The sequence below is a fragment of the Cohnella hongkongensis genome, from assembly GCF_042654645.1.
Taxonomy (GTDB): Bacteria; Bacillota; Bacilli; order Paenibacillales; family Paenibacillaceae; genus Cohnella; species Cohnella hongkongensis.
In genome coordinates, this window is sequence record NZ_JBHSEP010000002.1 from 443378 (window position 1) to 461288 (window position 17911).

At 59.8% G+C, this 17911-nt stretch carries 17 protein-coding genes and 2 riboswitches; of the genes, 6 read left to right on the forward strand and 11 right to left on the reverse strand.

Features of this window, described 5'->3' with window-relative positions:
- Positions 1-8: 8 nt before the first annotated feature.
- From ACFO3S_RS05175 to ACFO3S_RS05190, 4 genes are read right to left on the reverse strand one after another with little or no spacing between them, the layout of a single operon-like run.
- On the reverse strand, positions 9-2474 hold the full coding sequence (locus tag ACFO3S_RS05175) for a glycosylhydrolase-like jelly roll fold domain-containing protein (RefSeq protein WP_378093000.1): 2466 nt from the start codon (positions 2472-2474) through the stop codon (positions 9-11).
- Positions 2475-2490: 16 nt separating this feature from the next.
- Positions 2491-3504, reverse strand: a complete 1014-nt coding sequence (locus ACFO3S_RS05180) for a PAS domain S-box protein (protein ID WP_378093174.1) — start codon at positions 3502-3504, stop codon at positions 2491-2493.
- A gap of 43 nt (positions 3505-3547) precedes the next feature.
- Positions 3548-4207: a response regulator gene (locus tag ACFO3S_RS05185; protein WP_378093002.1), complete on the reverse strand. Its 660-nt coding sequence runs from the start codon at positions 4205-4207 to the stop codon at positions 3548-3550.
- Positions 4208-4230: 23 nt separating this feature from the next.
- On the reverse strand, positions 4231-4659 hold the full coding sequence (locus ACFO3S_RS05190; protein WP_378093004.1) for a GAF domain-containing protein: 429 nt from the start codon (positions 4657-4659) through the stop codon (positions 4231-4233).
- 410 nt (positions 4660-5069) lie between these two features.
- Between ACFO3S_RS05190 and ACFO3S_RS05195 the strand changes: the two genes are divergently transcribed.
- Entirely contained in the window at positions 5070-5840 is a 771-nt protein-coding gene (locus ACFO3S_RS05195; RefSeq protein WP_378093006.1) for a Crp/Fnr family transcriptional regulator, read from the forward strand.
- Here the strand turns inward: ACFO3S_RS05195 and ACFO3S_RS05200 are convergent.
- From ACFO3S_RS05200 to melA, 3 genes are all read right to left on the reverse strand, one after another.
- Entirely contained in the window at positions 5837-6382 is a 546-nt protein-coding gene (locus ACFO3S_RS05200; RefSeq protein WP_378093008.1) for a VUT family protein, read from the reverse strand. The two genes, ACFO3S_RS05195 and ACFO3S_RS05200, sit on opposite strands and share 4 nt — an antisense overlap.
- On the reverse strand, positions 6379-6870 hold the full coding sequence (queF, locus tag ACFO3S_RS05205; RefSeq protein ID WP_378093010.1) for a preQ(1) synthase: 492 nt from the start codon (positions 6868-6870) through the stop codon (positions 6379-6381). Before queF ends, ACFO3S_RS05200 begins: the two co-directional genes overlap by 4 nt.
- A gap of 211 nt (positions 6871-7081) precedes the next feature.
- A riboswitch (PreQ1 riboswitch) is annotated at positions 7082-7125 on the reverse strand.
- Between the two features lie 54 nt (positions 7126-7179).
- On the reverse strand, positions 7180-8487 hold the full coding sequence (gene melA, locus ACFO3S_RS05210; protein ID WP_378093012.1) for an alpha-glucosidase/alpha-galactosidase: 1308 nt from the start codon (positions 8485-8487) through the stop codon (positions 7180-7182).
- Positions 8488-8636: 149 nt separating this feature from the next.
- On the opposite strand from melA, the gene ACFO3S_RS05215 reads away from it, so the two are divergent.
- The 5 genes from ACFO3S_RS05215 (at position 8637) to ACFO3S_RS05235 (ending at position 13791) form a co-directional block, all read left to right on the forward strand.
- Entirely contained in the window at positions 8637-9512 is an 876-nt protein-coding gene (locus tag ACFO3S_RS05215) for an AraC family transcriptional regulator (RefSeq protein WP_378093014.1), read from the forward strand.
- A 112-nt stretch (positions 9513-9624) separates the two neighbouring features.
- Positions 9625-9766: riboswitch (cyclic di-AMP (ydaO/yuaA leader) on the forward strand.
- Positions 9767-9883: 117 nt separating this feature from the next.
- Positions 9884-10546 (forward strand): HAD family hydrolase, encoded by a 663-nt coding sequence (locus ACFO3S_RS05220; RefSeq protein ID WP_378093016.1) that lies wholly within the window; start codon positions 9884-9886, stop codon positions 10544-10546.
- A 41-nt stretch (positions 10547-10587) separates the two neighbouring features.
- Positions 10588-11763, forward strand: a complete 1176-nt coding sequence (locus ACFO3S_RS05225; RefSeq protein ID WP_378093018.1) for a mannitol-1-phosphate 5-dehydrogenase — start codon at positions 10588-10590, stop codon at positions 11761-11763.
- Positions 11764-11881: 118 nt separating this feature from the next.
- Positions 11882-12256 (forward strand): BlaI/MecI/CopY family transcriptional regulator, encoded by a 375-nt coding sequence (locus ACFO3S_RS05230; RefSeq protein ID WP_378093020.1) that lies wholly within the window; start codon positions 11882-11884, stop codon positions 12254-12256.
- 2 nt (positions 12257-12258) lie between these two features.
- The gene (locus ACFO3S_RS05235; RefSeq protein WP_378093022.1) at positions 12259-13791 is read left to right on the forward strand and encodes a M56 family metallopeptidase; all 1533 of its coding nucleotides are present in this window, start codon (positions 12259-12261) and stop codon (positions 13789-13791) included.
- Positions 13792-13825: 34 nt separating this feature from the next.
- On the opposite strand, the gene ACFO3S_RS05240 is transcribed toward ACFO3S_RS05235, so the two are convergent.
- The 4 genes from ACFO3S_RS05240 to ACFO3S_RS05255 all read right to left on the reverse strand — a co-directional run bounded on the left by ACFO3S_RS05240 (position 13826) and on the right by ACFO3S_RS05255 (position 17781).
- Positions 13826-14761: a DMT family transporter gene (locus ACFO3S_RS05240; protein WP_378093024.1), complete on the reverse strand. Its 936-nt coding sequence runs from the start codon at positions 14759-14761 to the stop codon at positions 13826-13828.
- Positions 14762-14882: 121 nt separating this feature from the next.
- Positions 14883-15983, reverse strand: a complete 1101-nt coding sequence (locus tag ACFO3S_RS05245; RefSeq protein ID WP_378093026.1) for a Gfo/Idh/MocA family protein — start codon at positions 15981-15983, stop codon at positions 14883-14885.
- Positions 15984-16003: 20 nt separating this feature from the next.
- Entirely contained in the window at positions 16004-16723 is a 720-nt protein-coding gene (locus tag ACFO3S_RS05250; RefSeq protein ID WP_378093028.1) for a ThuA domain-containing protein, read from the reverse strand.
- Positions 16724-16743: 20 nt separating this feature from the next.
- Entirely contained in the window at positions 16744-17781 is a 1038-nt protein-coding gene (locus ACFO3S_RS05255) for a LacI family DNA-binding transcriptional regulator (protein WP_378093176.1), read from the reverse strand.
- Positions 17782-17911 lie beyond the last annotated feature (130 nt).

Sequence of the window (17911 nt, forward strand, 5' to 3'; positions counted from 1 at the left end):
GCGCTTCTTTATGAAGAGGGCCTGCTTTGTTGTTGTACCTGCTCCAGCACAACAGGCCCGAGCAGTCCGCCCTCCTTGGGAATTGCAAATTGCTGCCGCAGCTTCCGCCAGTTCGCCCCGCTGTCGCCGAACGCTTCTTCTGCGCTCATGCGGTTCGATACGACATTCGTTACCGCCACTGTGAACGCGTTCATTCCCGGACGCATCGCCGCAGTAACATCGAACCGGTAAGGAGGAACGAACGAATGCCCGATCCGAACGCCGTTCACCGCAACTTCCGCAATCTCCTCCACGCGTCCGAGATCGAGCAGCAGCCGTTCCCCGTCCGGGATCCTCTCTTCCCCCAGTTCCAGCTCCCACGTATAGACGACTGTGCCGGAAAAGGCCGGATCCAGCTCCAGCCAGGATTCAAAACCGGACCGTGTGCCTTCTTTCCAGTCGAAGCGCACATGTTCGGCGGAAATGGGAAGGCGGCGTACAACCGCAGCTGCGCTGCGATACGGCGCGGGCACGGCGAAACCAGGCATCTCGCTGCCCGGATCATGATCCGCGGTTAAGATAAGCGAACGATACGGGGGCAAGCATAGATAAAACTCGGTGCCGGTGTCCGTTTTTCGCAGATCAGGACGCCATTTGTCGCCGGTTAGCGGCTCCCATGCGACGAACGCTTCGGCATCGCCGGCGCCTGCCAGCGCAAACCAGCCTTCCGCTGCCTCATCTACGCATTCGTTGCTCAGCAGCCAGATGGACTCCTCGTCCTTGATGCGGTGCAAGAGCCGCAATCCGCCGGCGCCGGTTCCGTCCAGCGTCACTTGCCGCTGAATGCCTGCCTCCATCCACGCTTGCGGCAAATCCGCCGTATACTCGGTCACATGCACGTGCGGCAACTGGCAAAACGCTGTCAATCTGTCCGTCCATTGTTCGGATACCCCGTCCACTGCGTCGAGCACGGCGTTCGGATAGCGGTCGGAGAAGAACACCGGAATGCCCGCGTCGCGGATCTCCATCAGCTTCTGAAGCAGCGGCGCCGGGATATACTCCAGCCCGGGAATGACGATCCCTTGATACGTTTCCTGCTGCAAGCGAAGCTGGCCGTCCGAAGCGGTTACGTCAGCCACGAGCACCTCTTGCGGAATCAGGTCGTAGTCGTATTGATGCTCGCACAGAATCTGCTGAACGTCCTCGATCGGCACGGTATTCCCGGAATAGGCGACCGAGCCCGGATAGAGCAGCAGCAACGAAGCGACGTGACGACCGCCGCGAAACGCGTCTTGCAGCCGGTTGACATAAGTGACGTAATTGCTGAAATACGGCCACTGCGGATTCAGACCGCCATCGGAGAAATAAGGCGGGCAATCCAGATCCGGCCACTTCGGGTTAAAGGCGTGCAGAATAAAATGATTGATCCCTTTGACGGCTTGCCAGTCCGTCAGCCATTTCATCATGCGCAAGCCGAGATGCCAGCCGTAAGCGCCGAACGTCTCGGACAACGCCAAATCCTGCTCGAGCCCATAGATATGGGCGGCCGAGCTTCCCAGCTTCGGCAGTCCCCAATAATCCCGATTGCGGTGTCCCGGGATAATCTGGTTGCATACCACATCGACGCCGCCTTCATGGGCATAGCGGGACACGCGAAAGAAATCTCCCGGACCTTCGGTCGTCCGATTATGGAACATATACCGCTCGCCATGCGCCGGCGCCGCTTCGTGCTCGTACCAGTGACCCACATATTTTAGCCCGTTCGCCGCACACCACTCGTACAGGGGACGGCAGTACGTCCTCGCATACTCGCTGTTCAAAACTTCATAGTAGTCATATACGAAGGTCGCCGCGGCCGCATTTTTCCCGGACAGCCATAACGCCGGTAAATAGACCAGCGGGTCATATCCCTTAGCCTCAATAAACCGCTCCCGCAATCGGTAGCCCCACGGGACTTCCTGCTCCTTGTTGTAGTACAACGGTTCGTCGAAGAAAAATCCTTTAATCGTATGGCCGAAATAATGGCCGACTTCGATTTTGGACGATTCATACACTCTGTCGCGAAATGCCTCTACCGCTCCCGGATGCAGCGGATCGATGTAGTTGTCAGAGCGGTCTTGAATCACGAAGCAGACGAGCCAATCCCCTGGCGGCACGTCCCACTTGATCCCATGCAGTATGCCATGCATATGGGGCGAATCCGGCCGGTGCAGCGGCAACGGAAGACCGCGGGCGTAATCTATCTGCTCTTGTTCATACGGATACGCATAGGCGCCCAGAATCATGCTTCCAGGCGCTTGCGTCCATGGAGGCATAATGCTGACTTGAGCCAGCGGCCCCCGATAGCGGATATACTGCAATCGAATTGACAATCGCTGGAACGCCGGGTCAAGCTTTTGGATCGTATTGCCGGCTACACCGCTCGGATACCACTTTTCGTCGAACAAGTAGACAGGCGACAAAAATAGGCCAGCCAGAAAACTCTGGCTGACCATTTTAAATAGCCCGCCGCTAGGGCGAGCCGATGGATTCGTTTGTGCGCTGGGGAATGATCAAAGAGACCCGCGTGCCCGAGCCTGGAACGGAGCGGATGCGAAGCTCGCCGCCGATCGCCCTGGCGCGCTCTTCCATGCTGAACAGGCCTACGCCTTCCTTGCTGCCGTCCCGCACGAAGCCTCTGCCCTTGTCTTCGACGACGATCTCCACGCAGCCTCCGGTATCGCGGACGTCAACCGACGCCTCGGAGACGTCGGCATAGCGGCCGACGTTCGTCAACGCCTCCTGGATGACGCGGTAGATCGTCGTCTCCACTTGGATGCTCAGCCTCTTCTTCAGGTTGGAGGAGAAAGCGACCTGTATGCCGTAATGCTTGGTATACGTCTCCAGATACGTGCGCAGCGCCGGAATGACGCCGAGATCGTCGAGCACCGAGGGCCGCAGCTCCCAGGCCAGCCCGCGGACGTCCGCCATCAGATTCGCAATCTGCTCCCTCACCTTATTCAGATGCTCGTATTGGCCGCCGGACAATATCGCGTCGACGGAGATCAGCAGCGAGAACAGGCTTTGGCCGATGCCGTCGTGCAGATCGCGCGAAAACCGCCGCCGCTCCTCCTCCTGAATGCGCATCATCTGCGAAAGCAGCAGCTGCAGCTCCTCCTCCGCCTGCTTGCGCGCCGTGACCTCGTGGCGAATGGATAAGTACTGGTACGGCTTTCCTTCTTCATTCAGGAACGGAACGATCGTCGTATCCACCCAGTAGAAGCTTCCGTTTTTGGCGCGATTCTTGATCTCGCCTCTCCATACGCGGCCCGATCCGATCGTTCTCCACAGCTCTTTCATGAACTCCTTGCCGTGGTGCCCCGAATTGATGATCCGGTGATCCTGGCCGATCAGCTCGGCCCGCGAATAGCCGGAAATGTCGCAGAACCGGTCGTTGACGTAATGAATTTTCCCCGATCGGTCGGTAACCGCGACGATCGACGCTTCGTCCAGCGCGTACTTGAGATCGGACAGCTGCCGGATCATGTCCTCGTGCGAGCCGCTTTCCGCCGAGCCGTAATTCCCGTAGTCATGCGTCAAAATTCAGCAGTCCTTTCTTCATGGCGAACTTGACCAGATCGGGCCTTGTTTTAAGATTTAGTTTGTCCATCAGGTTGCTCTTGTGGGACTCGACCGTTTTCACGCTGATGACGAGCTGCTCGGCGATATCCTTGTTCGTGTAGCCCTGGGCAACCTTGGCCAGAATCTCCTTCTCCCTCTCGGACAGCGATTCGTACGTTCCCGCGTCCCCTCCGCCGTTCTTCAGCTTGTCCAAGTATTCGCTCATCAGCCGCTTGGTCGCCGTCGGGTGCAAATACGCGTTGCCCTGGGCCACATGGCGGATGGCGCTGATCATCTCCTCGTGCGGAGCGCTCTTGAGCAAATAGCCGGATGCGCCCAGATGAATGGCTCTGAACAAATATTCTTCATCGTCGTGCATCGTCAGAATCAATACGGACGTGTCCGGAAGCAGCTTCTTCAGCTCGGCCGTCGTCGACAGCCCGTCCTTGCCGTGCGGCATGCTGAGGTCCATCAGCACGACGTCCGGTCTGCACTGCGTCGCTTTGGCGATCGCTTCCTCGCCTTCGGCGGCTTCGCCGACCACTTCCATGTCTTCCTTGGCGCTGAGCAGCATCGCCAATCCGGAGCGAACGACGGCATGATCGTCGACCAGCAATATTCGGATCATTCTCCCGCCTCCTTATGCCATTATCATATCAAATCCCGAATCCATTCGGCTATCTTCGCGGCCGCGTTCGCCACGGCCTCTTTCTCCGGCGAGCTGTAAGCCCGCTTCGTCCGGTTGCCCGCAAGCAGGATGCCGACGATGTCCCGCTCCGCGACGATCGGCACCGCGTAGGCCGACTGCAGCTGCTCCGTGAGCAGAATGGAATCGGCTCTCTTCTTGTCGCTGCCGTTATCCCAAGCCAATCCGCGTCCCACTTTGATCACTTCGCCTTCAATTCCTTGTCCGTACCCTACGGTAATATAGGAATACCGTTCGTTCAGATTGCCGGACGCCCATCTCCAGCGCGCGCTGCGCTCCCGGCGGTCGATGACGGCGAGCGCCGTCAGATCGCTCGCCAGCACCTCCCTGATCTCGTCGAGCACCCCCTGTATCCGCGTATCCATCGTTTGCATAAGGCCATCCTCCGATCGCTCCTTTTTCTTCTTCTATTGTAACGAGAGCGACCCTCCTTGTAAGTCAGGGAATCCCCTGAAAGACCCGGGGAGAAATCCCCCATCTTTGCGCTAAGAACACGACTCCTTCCACCTATCTGACCCCGGACACTTTAACGGTTCAACAGACCGTTAATTCGCTCATTCGCCGGCCTCCGGGCACTTTAACGGTCCGACAGAACGTTAAATCCCTCATTCGCCAGCCCCCGCCGCTACAAAATTCCCCGCCGTTGCGGGAAGTCGTTCAAAATGTGATATTCCTCACAAAAAAATAGGGGAATTCCCCTTGAGCATTTCAGCGTATTCCCGGATAACATTCATTTCCTGCTCAAGGTACGATAGAGGTAACAGAACGAGGGGAGATGGCAGCAATGGGAAGCGGCAATGGGCTGGCGACAGCGACGGTAAATGAACGGACGAGGGTTCGGGCGTGTCCCGGACATATGGGAATCGCCAACTTCTGCGGACCGAAGCAGTTCGAGCGTCTGGAAAGCATCATGGTTCCCATGCGCGTTCCCGCTGGAGGCTTCCTGTTCTGGGAGGGCGACGAAGCGGAGTTCGCCTACTACATCCGAAGCGGAAGAGTGAAGCTGCGGAAATCGACGGAGGACGGCAAGGAATACATTCTGTCGATCCTTCAGGCGGGCGATATGATCTGCGAGCTGGCCGGAGGACAGACGGGTCTGCAATATGCGTTTACCGCCGAAGTGACGGAAAATACCGAGGTCGGCGTCATCAACCGGCTCGATCTGGAGGCGATTATGCGCCAGGACGGGGAGCTGGCCTTCGGCTTTATGGGATGGATGGCGTACAATCATCGGGTGACGCAGTCGAAGTTCCGCGACTTGCTGCTCTTCGGCAAGCCGGGAGCGCTGGCTTCGACGCTGATTCGTCTCAGCCATTCGTTCGGCGTCGCCGAAGCCTACGGCATCCGCATCGATATGAAGCTGACCCACGCGGAGCTGGCCGATTTTATCGGAGCGACTCGCGAGAGCGTCAACCGGATGCTGAACGAGTTCAAAGAAAAGGAAATTCTCGATTTCCGCTACGGGAAGATCATTATCCGCAACCTCTGCGCTCTGCAGCAGATTTGCCGCTGCAACACCTGTCCGACTTGTCCGGAGGAAATCTGCCGCATCTAACCGGTGCGCGGCAGAAGCTGAATCGTAACGGCGCCGACCAACTGCATGCCGGCCTTGACGGCGATCTGGCCGGCGATGGCGTAGCCGACGAGGCTCCAGGGCAGGAAGCCGGCCCCGAGCGGAGACAAGCCGACGACGACAAATACGACGCTGTCCACCGCGCCCCCGACCATCCCGCTGTACAGCACCCGCAGCGACATCGGCAGCCTCAGCCGGGTATAGATTTCGGTGTCCGCCGTTTCCGAGAACAGGAAGGTGAGCGCCGAAGCGCCCACGATCCACAGCGTATCGTCCAGCAGAAACGAGCTGAGCGCGGACGCGGCCATTGCCGTCGCGATGACGATGTACGTGTTGCGGCGTCCGATCGCGTTCTGCACCAGATCGCGGAAGATGAACGTCGCGCCGATCAGGAACGAACCGGCCGGAATGATCAAATATCCGATCCGGATCGGTGCGTTGGCGGCCGTCACGACATTGGCGGCGACGATGGCCAGCAGATACAGCGCGATCAGCGTGACTTTCGTTCCTGTGCCTTTGCTCATCGGTTATCCACCTTCTCCGGATAGAGGTCGTGGTTCAACAGACGGTGCTCGGCCATCCGTTCGTATTTCGTGCCCGGCTGGCCCCAGTTGCAGTACGGATCGATCGAAATGCCGCCGCGCGGCGTAAACTTGCCCCACACCTCGATGTAGCGCGGGTTCATCAGGGCGATCAGGTCGTTCATGATGATGTTCATGCAGTCCTCGTGAAAATCCCCGTGGTTCCGAAAGCTGAACAGATACAGCTTCAGCGATTTGCTCTCCACCATTTTCCGATCCGGAATGTAAGAGATGTACAGCGTCGCGAAGTCGGGCTGGCCCGTAATCGGACACAGGCTGGTGAATTCGGGGCAGTTGAACTTGACGAAATAGTCCCGCCCCGGGTGCTTGTTGTCGAACGACTCCAGAATGCCCGGATCGTACTCGAACGCGTACTTCGTCCCTTGATTGCCGAGCAGCGTGAGGTCTTGCAGATCTTCCGGCTTGCGCATAAAAAAATCCCCTTCCTTGTGATGAAGAAAGAGAATTCGCAGATCAACTGTTCCGCTAAAGAAACGTGAAAAAAACGGCGCATCGTCGACGGCCGAAGGCGATCCCGCGTCACAGCCGCAGAGCGCTCCGGATGAGGATCGGCCGATACGGCGATCATCCGGAACGCTCCGTCTGCGGGACAGCCTTGCTTGGCCGGCAATCTGGCGTTCGTTTTCCTTAGTTTTTTATAGAGGGAGTTCGCGAACCTCTCCCGGCCGCCGGCGTCGGCGTTCCGGATTTTCTTCTTCGATTATGGCGCTACCTACGTACTATACCACAGAGAACTTCGGCAGCCAATCCCCGTGCGCTTCGATCAAGTCGTCGCACAGGGAGACGATGTCGTCCATCGACAGCTCGGCGGACGTATGCGGATCCAGCATCGCCGCGTGGTAGATGTGCTCTCTCTTGCCCGTAATCGCGGCTTCGATCGTCAGCAGCTGCGTGTTGATGTTCGTGCGGTTCAGCGCGGCGAGCTGCGGCGGCAGATTGCCGACATAGGTCGGAGTGACGCCGGAACGGTCGACGAGGCAGGGCACCTCGACGCAAGCTTCGCGCGGCAGGTTCGGAATCAGGCCGCCGGCGTTCATGACGTTGCCGCCGATCTTGAACGGAACGTTCGTCTCGATCGCCTCGAGGATGTAAGAGGCGTATTCGTGCGAGCGCTCGTGCTCCAGCCTGGAGTCGTTCAGCAGCTCTTCGCGCAGCTTCTCCCATTTGCTGATCTGCTCGACGCAGCGGCGCGGATATTCGTCCAGCGGAATATTAAAGCGCTCAATCAGCTCCGGATAGCTGCGCTTGATGAAGTATGGATGGTATTCGGCGTTGTGCTCCGAGGACTCGGTAATGTAGTAGCCGAATTTCAGCATCAGCTCGAACCGGACCATGTCGTGATGCTTCTCCTTCTGCTTCTCCGCCGCGCGCCGCTTGATCTCCGGATACAGATCGACGCCGTCCTTCGAGACCTCGAGCAGCCAGGCCATATGGTTGATGCCGGCGATCTTCGACTTGACGCCCGTCGCGTCCATGCCGAGATTGTCGAACAGATCCCGTACGCACACCTGCACGCTGTGGCACAGGCCGACCGTGTTTACGCCGCCGTAGGTATTCATGACGTTCGTCAGGACGGCCATCGGGTTCGTATAGTTCAGGAACAGAGCGTCCGGACAGACCTCGCGAATGTCCTTGGCGAAGTCGAGCATGACCGGGATCGTCCGCAGGTTGCGGAAAATGCCGCCGATGCCGACCGTATCCGCGATCGTCTGCCGCAGGCCGTACTTTTTCGGGACCTCGAAATCCGTGATTGTACATGGGTCGTAGCCGCCGACCTGAATCGCGTTGACGACGTATTTCGCTCCGCGAAGCGCCTCCTTGCGGTCGCCGTAGGACTTGATGACGCAGGTGCTTCCGGATGTCTTTTTGATGTTATTGAGAATGTTCTCGGAGTCCTTCAGACGAACCGGGTCGATGTCGAACAGCGCGATCTCGAAGCCTTGCAGCGCAGGCGTATGCATGACGTCCCCGAGCACGTTTTTGGCGAAAACCGTACTTCCCGCGCCGATAAAAGTAATTTTGGACAAGTCGATAACCTCCGGATAAATAAGATGATAAGCTACCTCCAATGTAATGCAAGCGCACTCGCAAGAATATGGAGGCATCGCGCATCTATATGGACATTTGTCGTTTGTTTGCTATAGTAGGAGCAAAAGACTTCAGGCAGGTGAGCGCCATGACTCCGGATCATGACGAATACGTCCTCGGCATGAACCCTTCTCCCTCCGGCGGTGAGCTGGCCGTTCTCTTCAGCGGGGAAGGCCAGCCGGTCCCTCTGCACAAGATGGGGCCAGCCGTTCACGATTATTATCTCATTCACACCGTGCTGTCCGGGTACGGAGATTTCACGATAGGGGGCCGGTCCTACCGCTGCGGCGCGGGAGACTCCTTTATGATTTTCCCGGGCGAGCTGTTCTCGTATCAGGCGGACGACAGAGCGCCTTGGCGCTATGCCTGGTTCGCCTTTGTCGGCTCCGGAGCCGCGGCGGCGATGGAGGCGATCGGCGCCTCTCCGGACAACCCGGTCGTAGCCGGCAGCCTGAATCCGCACGTCCGCAACGCCTACGAGCAGCTCCGGCGCTGCTTCGAGGGCTCGCTCGGAGCCGAGCTGTCCAATCTGGAGGCCGAAGGCTGGCTCCGCCTTCTGCTGCACCAGCTCGGCGCCGCCCGCGCCAAAAATCGTCTCGCGGCCCCGGCCGCCGCAGACGCCGACCATATCGTGAAGCAGGCGCTGCAATATTTGACGCTGCAGTACGCTCAGCCGATCTCCGTCTCGGGCATCGCCGGGATGCTCGGCTATCATCGAACCCATCTGTGCAAGCTGTTCAAGCAGGCGACCGGAATGTCGCCGATGCAGTACCTGCTGCAGATTCGCATGCAGCGGGCCGAGCTGCTGCTGGCCTCGCAGATGACGATTGAACAGGTCGCCTCGTCGGTCGGCTACGGGGACGCGCTTTATTTTTCCAAGAAGTTCAGAGCGTGGAGCGGCCACTCCCCCTCGGAATACAGAAAGGAGCTCCGGAAGCTTCCGGAATACGCCGGGAATCGGTGAGCGGCACTTATACGTAATATATGCGTTATTTAATTTGACTGAAAAGATTCTATTATGACTCTAACAACCTCTTTATGTTATATTTATTGACACATTTCTGTCGTTGATATATACTGAAGCTACGCTTAGTTTTCGGCGCCAACTGCCGAAAAGCGGGGGAACCATTATTGGGGCGAATCGTTCGCAGGCCGAACGTAGGGAGACCATCTTCCCGAGTCCGTCAGCTAACCTCGTAGGCATAAGATGGGGCTAATCTTTGCTTCGGATCATGAGGAAGCCGGGCCCTGACAACAGGGCTCTTTTTGTCATTTTCGCCCTCCGGACTCACCGGAAAGCCAATCCAGCGCGAAGGCGCGAAGGGAGACAGGTTCATGATCAAAGCCATTATTTTCGACTTCGACGGAACGATTATCGATACGGAGACCGCTTGGTATCAAGCGTTCCGCGAAGCTTATCTCTCGCACGGCGTCGAGTTGACGCTGGAGCAATATTCCCAATGCATCGGCACGAGCCTGCACCGCTTTAATCCTTACGAATACCTCATGACCGAGCTCGGACTGCCGATCGACAAAGAGGCGTTCCGCGAAAACATTCACGACAATCACGCCAAGCGGATGGAGGAGGAAACGGTCCGCCCCGGCGTGCTGAGCTATCTGGAGTCGGCCAAAGCTTTGGGCCTGAAGATCGGCCTGGCCTCCAGCTCCTCCGAGCAGTGGGTTCGCTCGCATCTGGATCGCCTGAAGCTGACGGACTACTTCGAATGCATCCGAACAGCCGATCACGTAAGCCGGGTCAAGCCCGATCCCGAGCTTTATTTGCAGGCGCTGAGCGGATTGGGCGTTCGTCCGGAGGAAGCGGTCGCCATCGAGGATTCTCCTAACGGAGCCAGGGCGGCTGCGGCGGCCGGATTGATATGCGTCGTCGTACCGAACGTGCTGACGGAGACGCTGAGCTTCCCCCGAGCCCACTATCGGGCCGATTCGCTGACGGACATTGATTTTCGCCGGCTCGTCGGCCGCGCCGCCGTATCCTGAGGCCCCGCAAGCAGATTGGAAGGAATGGAGGAAACGAGACCATGAAAGCCGTACAATTTGGAGCAGGCAATATCGGAAGAGGGTTCATCGGCTTGATGCTGTCCCGCTCGGGCTACGAAGTGTGCTTCGCGGCCCGCAACGGAAATCAGGTCAAGGCCCTCCAGCAGAAGAAGCGATACAAGGTTACCTTCGCCGGAGAACCGAAGCAGAGCATATGGGTAGACGGCGTCACCGGCGTCAATCTGAAGGACCGCGACGCCGTGATCCGCAAGGTGGCGGAGGCGGACGTCGTCACGACGGCGGTCGGCGCCTCCGCGTTGCCCGAGATTGCCGAGCCGATCGCCCGGGGAATCGAAGCTCGCCTCGCCAGCGATCCCCGGCCCCTGCTGGTGATGGCTTGCGAGAACGCGCTGAGCGGCAGCGCCCTGCTGCGCAGGTGGGTCATGCACCATTTGGCTCCGCAGTGGCAGCCGCTGGCGGAAAGCCTCATCCTCTTCCCGAATACGGCGGTCGATCGCATCGTCCCCCCGCAGCAGCATGCCGACCCGCTTGCCGTTCAAGTCGAGCCTTACTGCGAGTGGATTATCGAGCGGGTCCCGTTGATCGACCGCTTCCCGGCGATCGAAGGCGCTCGCTACGTCGATTCGCTTGAACCTTTCATCGAACGAAAGCTCTTTACGGTCAACACCGGGCATTCCGTCGCCGCCTACTATGGCTATCGCCAAGGGTACCGGACGATCCAGGAGGCGATGCAGGACGCCGATCTCCGCCGGAGCGTCGAGCGCGCGCTGGACGAGACGTCCCGCCTTCTGATCGCCAAGCACGGATTTCCTCCCGGCGAACATCGCCATTACGTTCGCAAAACGCTGCGCAGATTCGAGAATTCCGCCATCGTCGACAAGATCGTCCGCGTCGGACGCTCCCCTTTGCGCAAGCTGTCCCGGAACGAACGGTTCGTGCGCCCGGCGCTGCAGGCTCACGATAACGGCATTCCGGTTCCGCATCTGGCGTCCGCCATCGCCTCCGCGCTGCTGTACGACGACGACGGCGATCTCGAAGCGGTCATCCTGCAGACGTCCATTCGCCAAAGAGGCGCCGGACACGTGATCCGCAAGCATATGGGCATCCCCGATACACACGCCCTCCACCAGGAAATATTGAGCCGCTACGAACGCCTGAAAGCGAAAGCCTCCGTCCCTTCCGCCCGCGTACGCTAAACCTTACCCTCGGGCAGCTTGACAGATCAAGATTACAGTTGTAATCTATTCACGTAGACTACAACTGTAATCTTTTTTTGATGTCCATCACCGGTGATGAACGAACGGAGGAAGCTGCATGTCCGACTCTCCCCCCATCTCGGATGCGGAATGGGATATTATGCGGATCGTATGGCAATCGTCGCCATTAACGGCCGCCGACATTATCTCCCGTCTTAGCGGGAGCAAGCCCTGGAAGCCGAAGACGGTCAAGACGCTGATCGGCCGGCTCGTTCAGAAGCAAGCGCTCGGCTTCCGCAAGGACGGGCGGGAATATGCCTACTACCCCCTCGTGAACGAGGAGGACTGCGTTCGGGAAGCCAGCCGCTCCTTCCTCGACCGGATATACGGAGGCTCGCTTAAGCCGATTATGGTGCACTTCCTGGAATCCGGGAAGCTCTCTTCCGAAGACGTCCGGGAGCTGAAGGCGCTGCTCCGGGAAAAGGAGGAGTAGGCATGGAGCTCGCGGCGCGTCTGTTGGAGCGCGTGCTGATCGGTTCGGCGGAAGCGGCCGTTCTTGTCCTGCTTATCCTGGCCTTGCGGAAGGTTTGCCGCAAGGCGCTGTCTCCGGCGTGGAGCTATGCTTTATGGTTTCTGCTTCTAGCGAAGCTGGTCATTCCGCTGCTTCCGGAGGAGGCCGGAAGCCAGCTGCGCTGGATGGCCTGGCCGGGCGGCATCGAGGCGCGATGGCCGGATGGCGGCACGGTCGAGCCTCGCGTTCTTCCCGAGCCCGGAGCCGTGGTCTCGAAGGCTTCGGAACGGACGGAAGGGGCGGCGTCTCCCGCTCCTGCCGCCGGGCCGCGCGGAGCCGACCTGGCGCCAACCGGAGCGGTCGTTCAAGCCGCGGCTGCCGTATGGCTGGCGGGCGTCGCAGCCGTCGCTCTCGCGCTGCTGGCCGGCCATCTCAGGATGTCGAGGGCGCTTCGGCGGGAAGCCGTGCCGGCCGCCCCGCCCGAGCTCGAGCGGCTGTTCGCGCAGTTGCGGGGCAGCCTCGGCATCGGCTCGCGCGTCGGGCTTCGCCTTACCCGTCTGGTGTCGGGCCCCGTCCTGTTCGGCGTCCGCTCGCCGGTCGTGCTGATTCCGGCGGATTTAATCGGCCGCCTGGACCCCGTCGAATGGGAATGCGTCCTTCGGCACGAGCTGGCCCATCTTAAGCGCAACGATATTCCGGCCAACCTGATCGCTTGCCTGGCCGCTTCCGTGCATTGGTTTAATCCGCTCGTATGGTACGGCCTGCGGAGGATGCGCGCCGACCAGGAGAGCGCTTGCGATGCGAACGTGCTTCGCGTCTCCGGCCTCCGGGACGCATACGCCTCCTGTGTAATCAAGCTGCTGGAGATCGGCGTCGCCCGCAAAGCGGCCCTGTCGGGAGTCGGCTTCTTCGGAAATAAAAAACGAATCGCAAGGAGAATCGTCATGATCCGTGATTATAAACCCGCACGAAAAAAAGCCCCTTACATCGGGGCGGCAATCTTCATTCTGGCCGGCGCGCTGGCGCTTCCGCCCGCTTTCGCGGCGGACAAGCCCGAGCCTCAATCCAGGCCCGCTTCGTCCGGCGTCGAATCGCAGGACGAAGCCGGCGCCGAGCTGCGGCTCCAGCTGCCTGAAGGCGCCAAGATCAGTTCCCGTTACGGCGTTCGCGTCCATCCGTCAACCTCTGAGCGAACGCTGCACGACGGCATCGACATTGCCGGTCAGGCGGGTACGGAGCTTTTCGCCGCGGCTGCCGGCAAAGTCGTCGTAGCCGAGTACGTCAAAGCCAAAGGTCTGACGGTCATCATCGAGCATAACGACGAATGGAGCACCGAATATCGGCATCTGGACGAGCTGTCGGTCGAAGCCGGCGACACGGTGAAATCGGGCGATCCGATCGGAAGGATGGGCAGCACGGGAGATTCCACCGGCCCCCATCTCCATTACTCCGTGCTCAAAAACGGCGAATATGTCGATCCGCTGTCCGTCACGACGATCGAAGCCGCGCTGAAATAACGGGAAGATCCCCGAAGCGACCTCATAGAGACGCCTACTTAGGGGACATTCCCGGCGTCTCTATGAGCGTCCGGGCAGGCTCGCGCCTTCTCTCCGTGCTGATCCAGCCGAGTCCGGCCGCCATGCAGACGGCTCCGACGATCTGCCAGCCCGTGACCGCTTCGTCGAAGAAGAGCAGCCCGGCGACGACGGCCGTAGCGGGCACAACGTAGCGGAAGAAGTTGGCGCGGGCCGCTCCGATCTTGAACATGCTGGCGTTCCATACGAGGAACGCGACAACGGTGCAGACGATCACGTTGTAGACGACTGCCGCGTAATGCCCCGCCTCCAAGCCGCTCCATTCAACCCTCCCCCAGCTCCCGAGCGTAAAAGGAAGCATGAACAGGCTGCCGAACAAAATGATCCATGCGTTGATTCGCAAGGAGGAGTAGCGCTTCATCAGCGACATGCAGCAGAGATTGTACAGCGCGCCGACGATGCTGACTCCGAAGGCGAGCAGGTTGCCGATCATATGGTCGGACGACAGATCGAAGCCCTCCTCCCCGCCCGCAATGACGAACGACACGCCGACGACTGCCGCTGCGCCTCCGATGGCGAGACGGCGAGAGAAGCTCTCCTTCACGAACAGCGGAGCGAACAAAGCGGCGAAGATCGGCCACGGGGCCACGTTCAGCAGCGACGCGTTGGCGAGCGTCGTATACTTGATCGAGTACATTACGGCAATCTCCAGCCCGGTCACCCCGACCAGGCCGATCGCCGCGAGCTGCAGCTTGACCTTCCACGGCAGTCCGACACTGCCTTCCTTCCATCTCAGCAGGAGGAAAAAGCACGGCACGGCCAAGCCGAATCTCAGAAAAGCAAAAAGAACCGGGTCGAACGTCTCCAGCGCGCTCCGGGAAACGCCGAAATTAGCGCCCCATATCGCCGCTACCGCCACAAGCCCGGCGTAATATTTCCATTTGGTGTCCATCTCTCGAAGTGTCGTCTCCGTTCTTTCCGCCCATAGCGTCATAGCGGCCCAAGATCGGCGGCCGAATACGCCGGCCGTCTTGCGCCGCCATCGATTGTATCACAATCGCAGCTTTAATGGATCAGTCCAATGCAAAATCGGCCAGTCCGAGCGGCAGAGGAGCCGGAATCTCGCAGGCGCTCTTCATGACGTAGTGCTTTCCTTGCTCGGATGCGTCGTGAAAGCCGTACATCGCTTCCAGCACGTGATACGCCAGCTCGCCGCTGGCGCGGTGCTTGCGGCCGGTCAGAATCGCGGAAGCCATGTCGGCGGCGCCGACGCCCCGCGCGTTCTCCGCCTTGCCGTGCGTAAGCGGAATGTCCGACCATTCCCGGGCGCCGGCCCGGCAGATGCGAACCGGACCGCCGAACGTATTCGGATCCGGCACGAGCAAGGTTCCTTCGCTGCCGTACACCTCGATTCGCGGCAGCGTCGAGCCGCCCTTCGTATCGAAGCTCGTCAGCAGCGTGCCGATCGGCCCCGCCGCGAAATCTATAATGCCCGCGACATGGGTCGGCACCTCCACCTTCACCTTCTGTCCGAGCTTCGGTTGGCTCGTAATCGTTCTCTCCGGGAAGGAGATGCGGGCCGAGCCCGTCACCCGCGAGATCGGCCCCAGCATCGCGATCAAAGCGGTCAAATAATACGGCCCCATGTCGAACATCGGACCGCCGCCCTTCTGATAATAAAATTCCGGCGCCGGGTGCCAGCTCTCGTGTCCGCCGCTCGTCATAAACGCCGCAGCGCCGATCGGGGTGCCGATCCACCCGTCGCGAATCAGCTTGATCGCCGTCTGCACGCCGCCTCCGAGGAACGTATCCGGCGCGCTCCCGACCAGCAGTCCTTTGCGCTTCGCCAGCTCCAGCACCTGCAGCCCTTCCTCTCGGGTCGCCGCCAGCGGCTTCTCCACGTAGACATGCTTGCCCGCCTCCAGCGCCTGCAGACACACCGGCGCGTGAGCCAGCGGAATCGTCAGATTAATGACCATCCGAATGTCGGGATCGGCGAGCAATTCCTCCACCGAACAGCCGCGAACACCGAATTCCTCGCCCTTCGCCTTCGCCCGGGCCACGTCCAGATCCGCGCACGCGACGACCTCCATCGGCCCGAAGCGGTTGCCGTTCTGAAAATAGATGCCGCTAATATTTCCTGTACCGATGACGCCGACTTTGATTTTGTCCACGATCAGCCCTCATTCCCGGATTAAAGTTGATTGTCCTGCATGCCTGTGTACGCTTGCGCGGTCTGATCCGCCGGAGCGAGAGCCTTGCCCTCGGCGCACCAATTAAAGCCTCTGCGCATCAGTTCCTTGACGACCGGAATTTCCATGATGTTCGCCTGGTGGCCGAGCGAATTGTAGTAGACGCGCCCGTAGCCCCATCGCTTCGTCCAGATGACCGGCATATCGACCGATTTGTTCGGCGTATGCGGCCCCGGCGCCACCGGAAAGCGCGTCGTCGCCAGCACTTCGTTCGCCGGATCGACATGGAGATAATACTGCTCCGTCGACACGGTGAAATCCTCGATTCCTTCTACCAGCGGACTGGAGCCCGCTTTGATCTCGACCGTGTACTCCGTGCCGTCGTTGCCCGGGTGCGCGATCCATTGTCCCCCGGTCATGAACTGCCAATCCGTATTTTCGCGGAACGCGTCGCACATGCCGCCATGGCAGCCCGCCAGTCCGACGCCTCCCTGCACGGCCGCGGATACGTTGTTCACCCACTCTTGGGAGATGCGCCCCATCGTCCATACCGGGACGATCAGGTCCAGCCCCTTCAGCTTCTCTCCGTCGGCGAAAGCCTCCAGCGTATCCGACACCTCCACCTCGAAGCCTTCCGCGACGAGCTGGCCGCGGAAAATCTCCGCGACCTCCCTCGGCTGATGCCCATCCCAGCCGCCCCAGACGATCAACGCTTTTTTCATCCGTCTTCCTCCCCGTTCGATTAATGGCCGCTAGACTTGCGGATAACGAGCTCGGTGTTCAGCTTCTCGCGAATGACCGGCCCCGGAGCGCCGGACTTCTCCCTGTCCGCGAGCTGCTCCAGCAGGCGGCTTGCCGCCAACCGGCCCATCTCGTAGAACGGCACCCTTACCGTCGTAAGCGGAGGCTCCGTAAAGCTGGCCGCGTCGGAATCGTCGTAGGCGACGATCTTCAGATCGTCCGGCAAGCGGCAGCCGAATTCCCGCAGCCCCTGCATCAGGCCGATCGCCATTCGATCGTTGCTGACGAATATGGCGTCGAGCCGGTCGAGATCCCGATAGACTTGGCCGGCCGCCCTCTTCCCGCTCGTGCGGCTGTAGTTGCCCTCGTAGACGAGGGTGTCGTCCACGGCGATGCCGGCTTCCCCCAGCGCCCTTGCGTACCCGGCCATTCTGTCCCGGCTGTTCGAGTATTGCGGCGCTCCGTTCAGAAATCCGATCGTTCCGCACCCTTGGTCAAGGAGGTGCTTAACCGCCTCGTAGCTGCCCTGCTCATGATCCGCAGCCACAATATTAAGCTGGGGATGATCGAATTTCTGATCCATGACGCAGAACGGCAGCCGCTCGTCGGCCAGCCGATGGACAGCCTCCCTCTCCGCGTCGATGGCGCTGGAGCCGAGAATGACGCAAGCATCCACGCGCTGCGTGCGGTACAGAGAAACGTAGTCGTACACGACGGAAGGATCGCGGAACAGCAGCAGCAGCCCGTAGCCGGCCGAATGGACGGCGTCGCCGATTCCCCCGAGCAGCTCGGAAAAATAATAGGTCGAGAATAGATGCACTTTAGGCACATGGGGCAGAACAACGCCGAGATTCCCGCTTCGGCCTCTGGCGAAGCTCGACGCGACGGCGTTCAACTCGTAGTTCAATTGCTTGGCCGCCTGCAGCACCCGCTGCCGGGTCGACTCCTTGATCGGCCCGACTCCGTTCAGCACGCGCGACACGGTCGCCTCGGATACGCCGGCCAGCTTGGCGACCTCTTTACGATTCGCCACAGTCATCTCCCTGTCTGTCATCATGTAATGTACGCGTGTACATTATGGCACGGCAAGCGAGCATCGTCAAGCTCCATTCGTCGGAACGAAAGGAAAGCGTTGATCTTCCTTTACCGAAATTCCTTCGAATCGCTTC

What these genes read in the sequence shown, in the direction of transcription:
- ACFO3S_RS05200 (WP_378093008.1), bottom strand. Translation starts at nt 6,382, where the DNA reads ATGAGCAAAGGCACAGGAACGAAAGTCACGCTGATCGCGCTGTATCTG.
- ACFO3S_RS05235 (WP_378093022.1), top strand. Translation starts at nt 12,259, where the DNA reads ATGGAGCTCGCGGCGCGTCTGTTGGAGCGCGTGCTGATCGGTTCGGCG.
- ACFO3S_RS05225 (WP_378093018.1), top strand. Translation starts at nt 10,588, where the DNA reads ATGAAAGCCGTACAATTTGGAGCAGGCAATATCGGAAGAGGGTTCATC.
- ACFO3S_RS05255 (WP_378093176.1), bottom strand. Translation starts at nt 17,781, where the DNA reads ATGACTGTGGCGAATCGTAAAGAGGTCGCCAAGCTGGCCGGCGTATCC.
- ACFO3S_RS05175 (WP_378093000.1), bottom strand. Translation starts at nt 2,474, where the DNA reads ATGGTCAGCCAGAGTTTTCTGGCTGGCCTATTTTTGTCGCCTGTCTAC.
- ACFO3S_RS05185 (WP_378093002.1), bottom strand. Translation starts at nt 4,207, where the DNA reads ATGATCCGAATATTGCTGGTCGACGATCATGCCGTCGTTCGCTCCGGA.
- ACFO3S_RS05250 (WP_378093028.1), bottom strand. Translation starts at nt 16,723, where the DNA reads ATGAAAAAAGCGTTGATCGTCTGGGGCGGCTGGGATGGGCATCAGCCG.
- ACFO3S_RS05240 (WP_378093024.1), bottom strand. Translation starts at nt 14,761, where the DNA reads ATGGACACCAAATGGAAATATTACGCCGGGCTTGTGGCGGTAGCGGCG.
- ACFO3S_RS05190 (WP_378093004.1), bottom strand. Translation starts at nt 4,659, where the DNA reads ATGCAAACGATGGATACGCGGATACAGGGGGTGCTCGACGAGATCAGG.
- ACFO3S_RS05220 (WP_378093016.1), top strand. Translation starts at nt 9,884, where the DNA reads ATGATCAAAGCCATTATTTTCGACTTCGACGGAACGATTATCGATACG.
- queF (WP_378093010.1), bottom strand. Translation starts at nt 6,870, where the DNA reads ATGCGCAAGCCGGAAGATCTGCAAGACCTCACGCTGCTCGGCAATCAA.
- ACFO3S_RS05230 (WP_378093020.1), top strand. Translation starts at nt 11,882, where the DNA reads ATGTCCGACTCTCCCCCCATCTCGGATGCGGAATGGGATATTATGCGG.
- ACFO3S_RS05180 (WP_378093174.1), bottom strand. Translation starts at nt 3,504, where the DNA reads ATGATCCGGCAGCTGTCCGATCTCAAGTACGCGCTGGACGAAGCGTCG.
- ACFO3S_RS05215 (WP_378093014.1), top strand. Translation starts at nt 8,637, where the DNA reads ATGACTCCGGATCATGACGAATACGTCCTCGGCATGAACCCTTCTCCC.
- ACFO3S_RS05195 (WP_378093006.1), top strand. Translation starts at nt 5,070, where the DNA reads ATGGGAAGCGGCAATGGGCTGGCGACAGCGACGGTAAATGAACGGACG.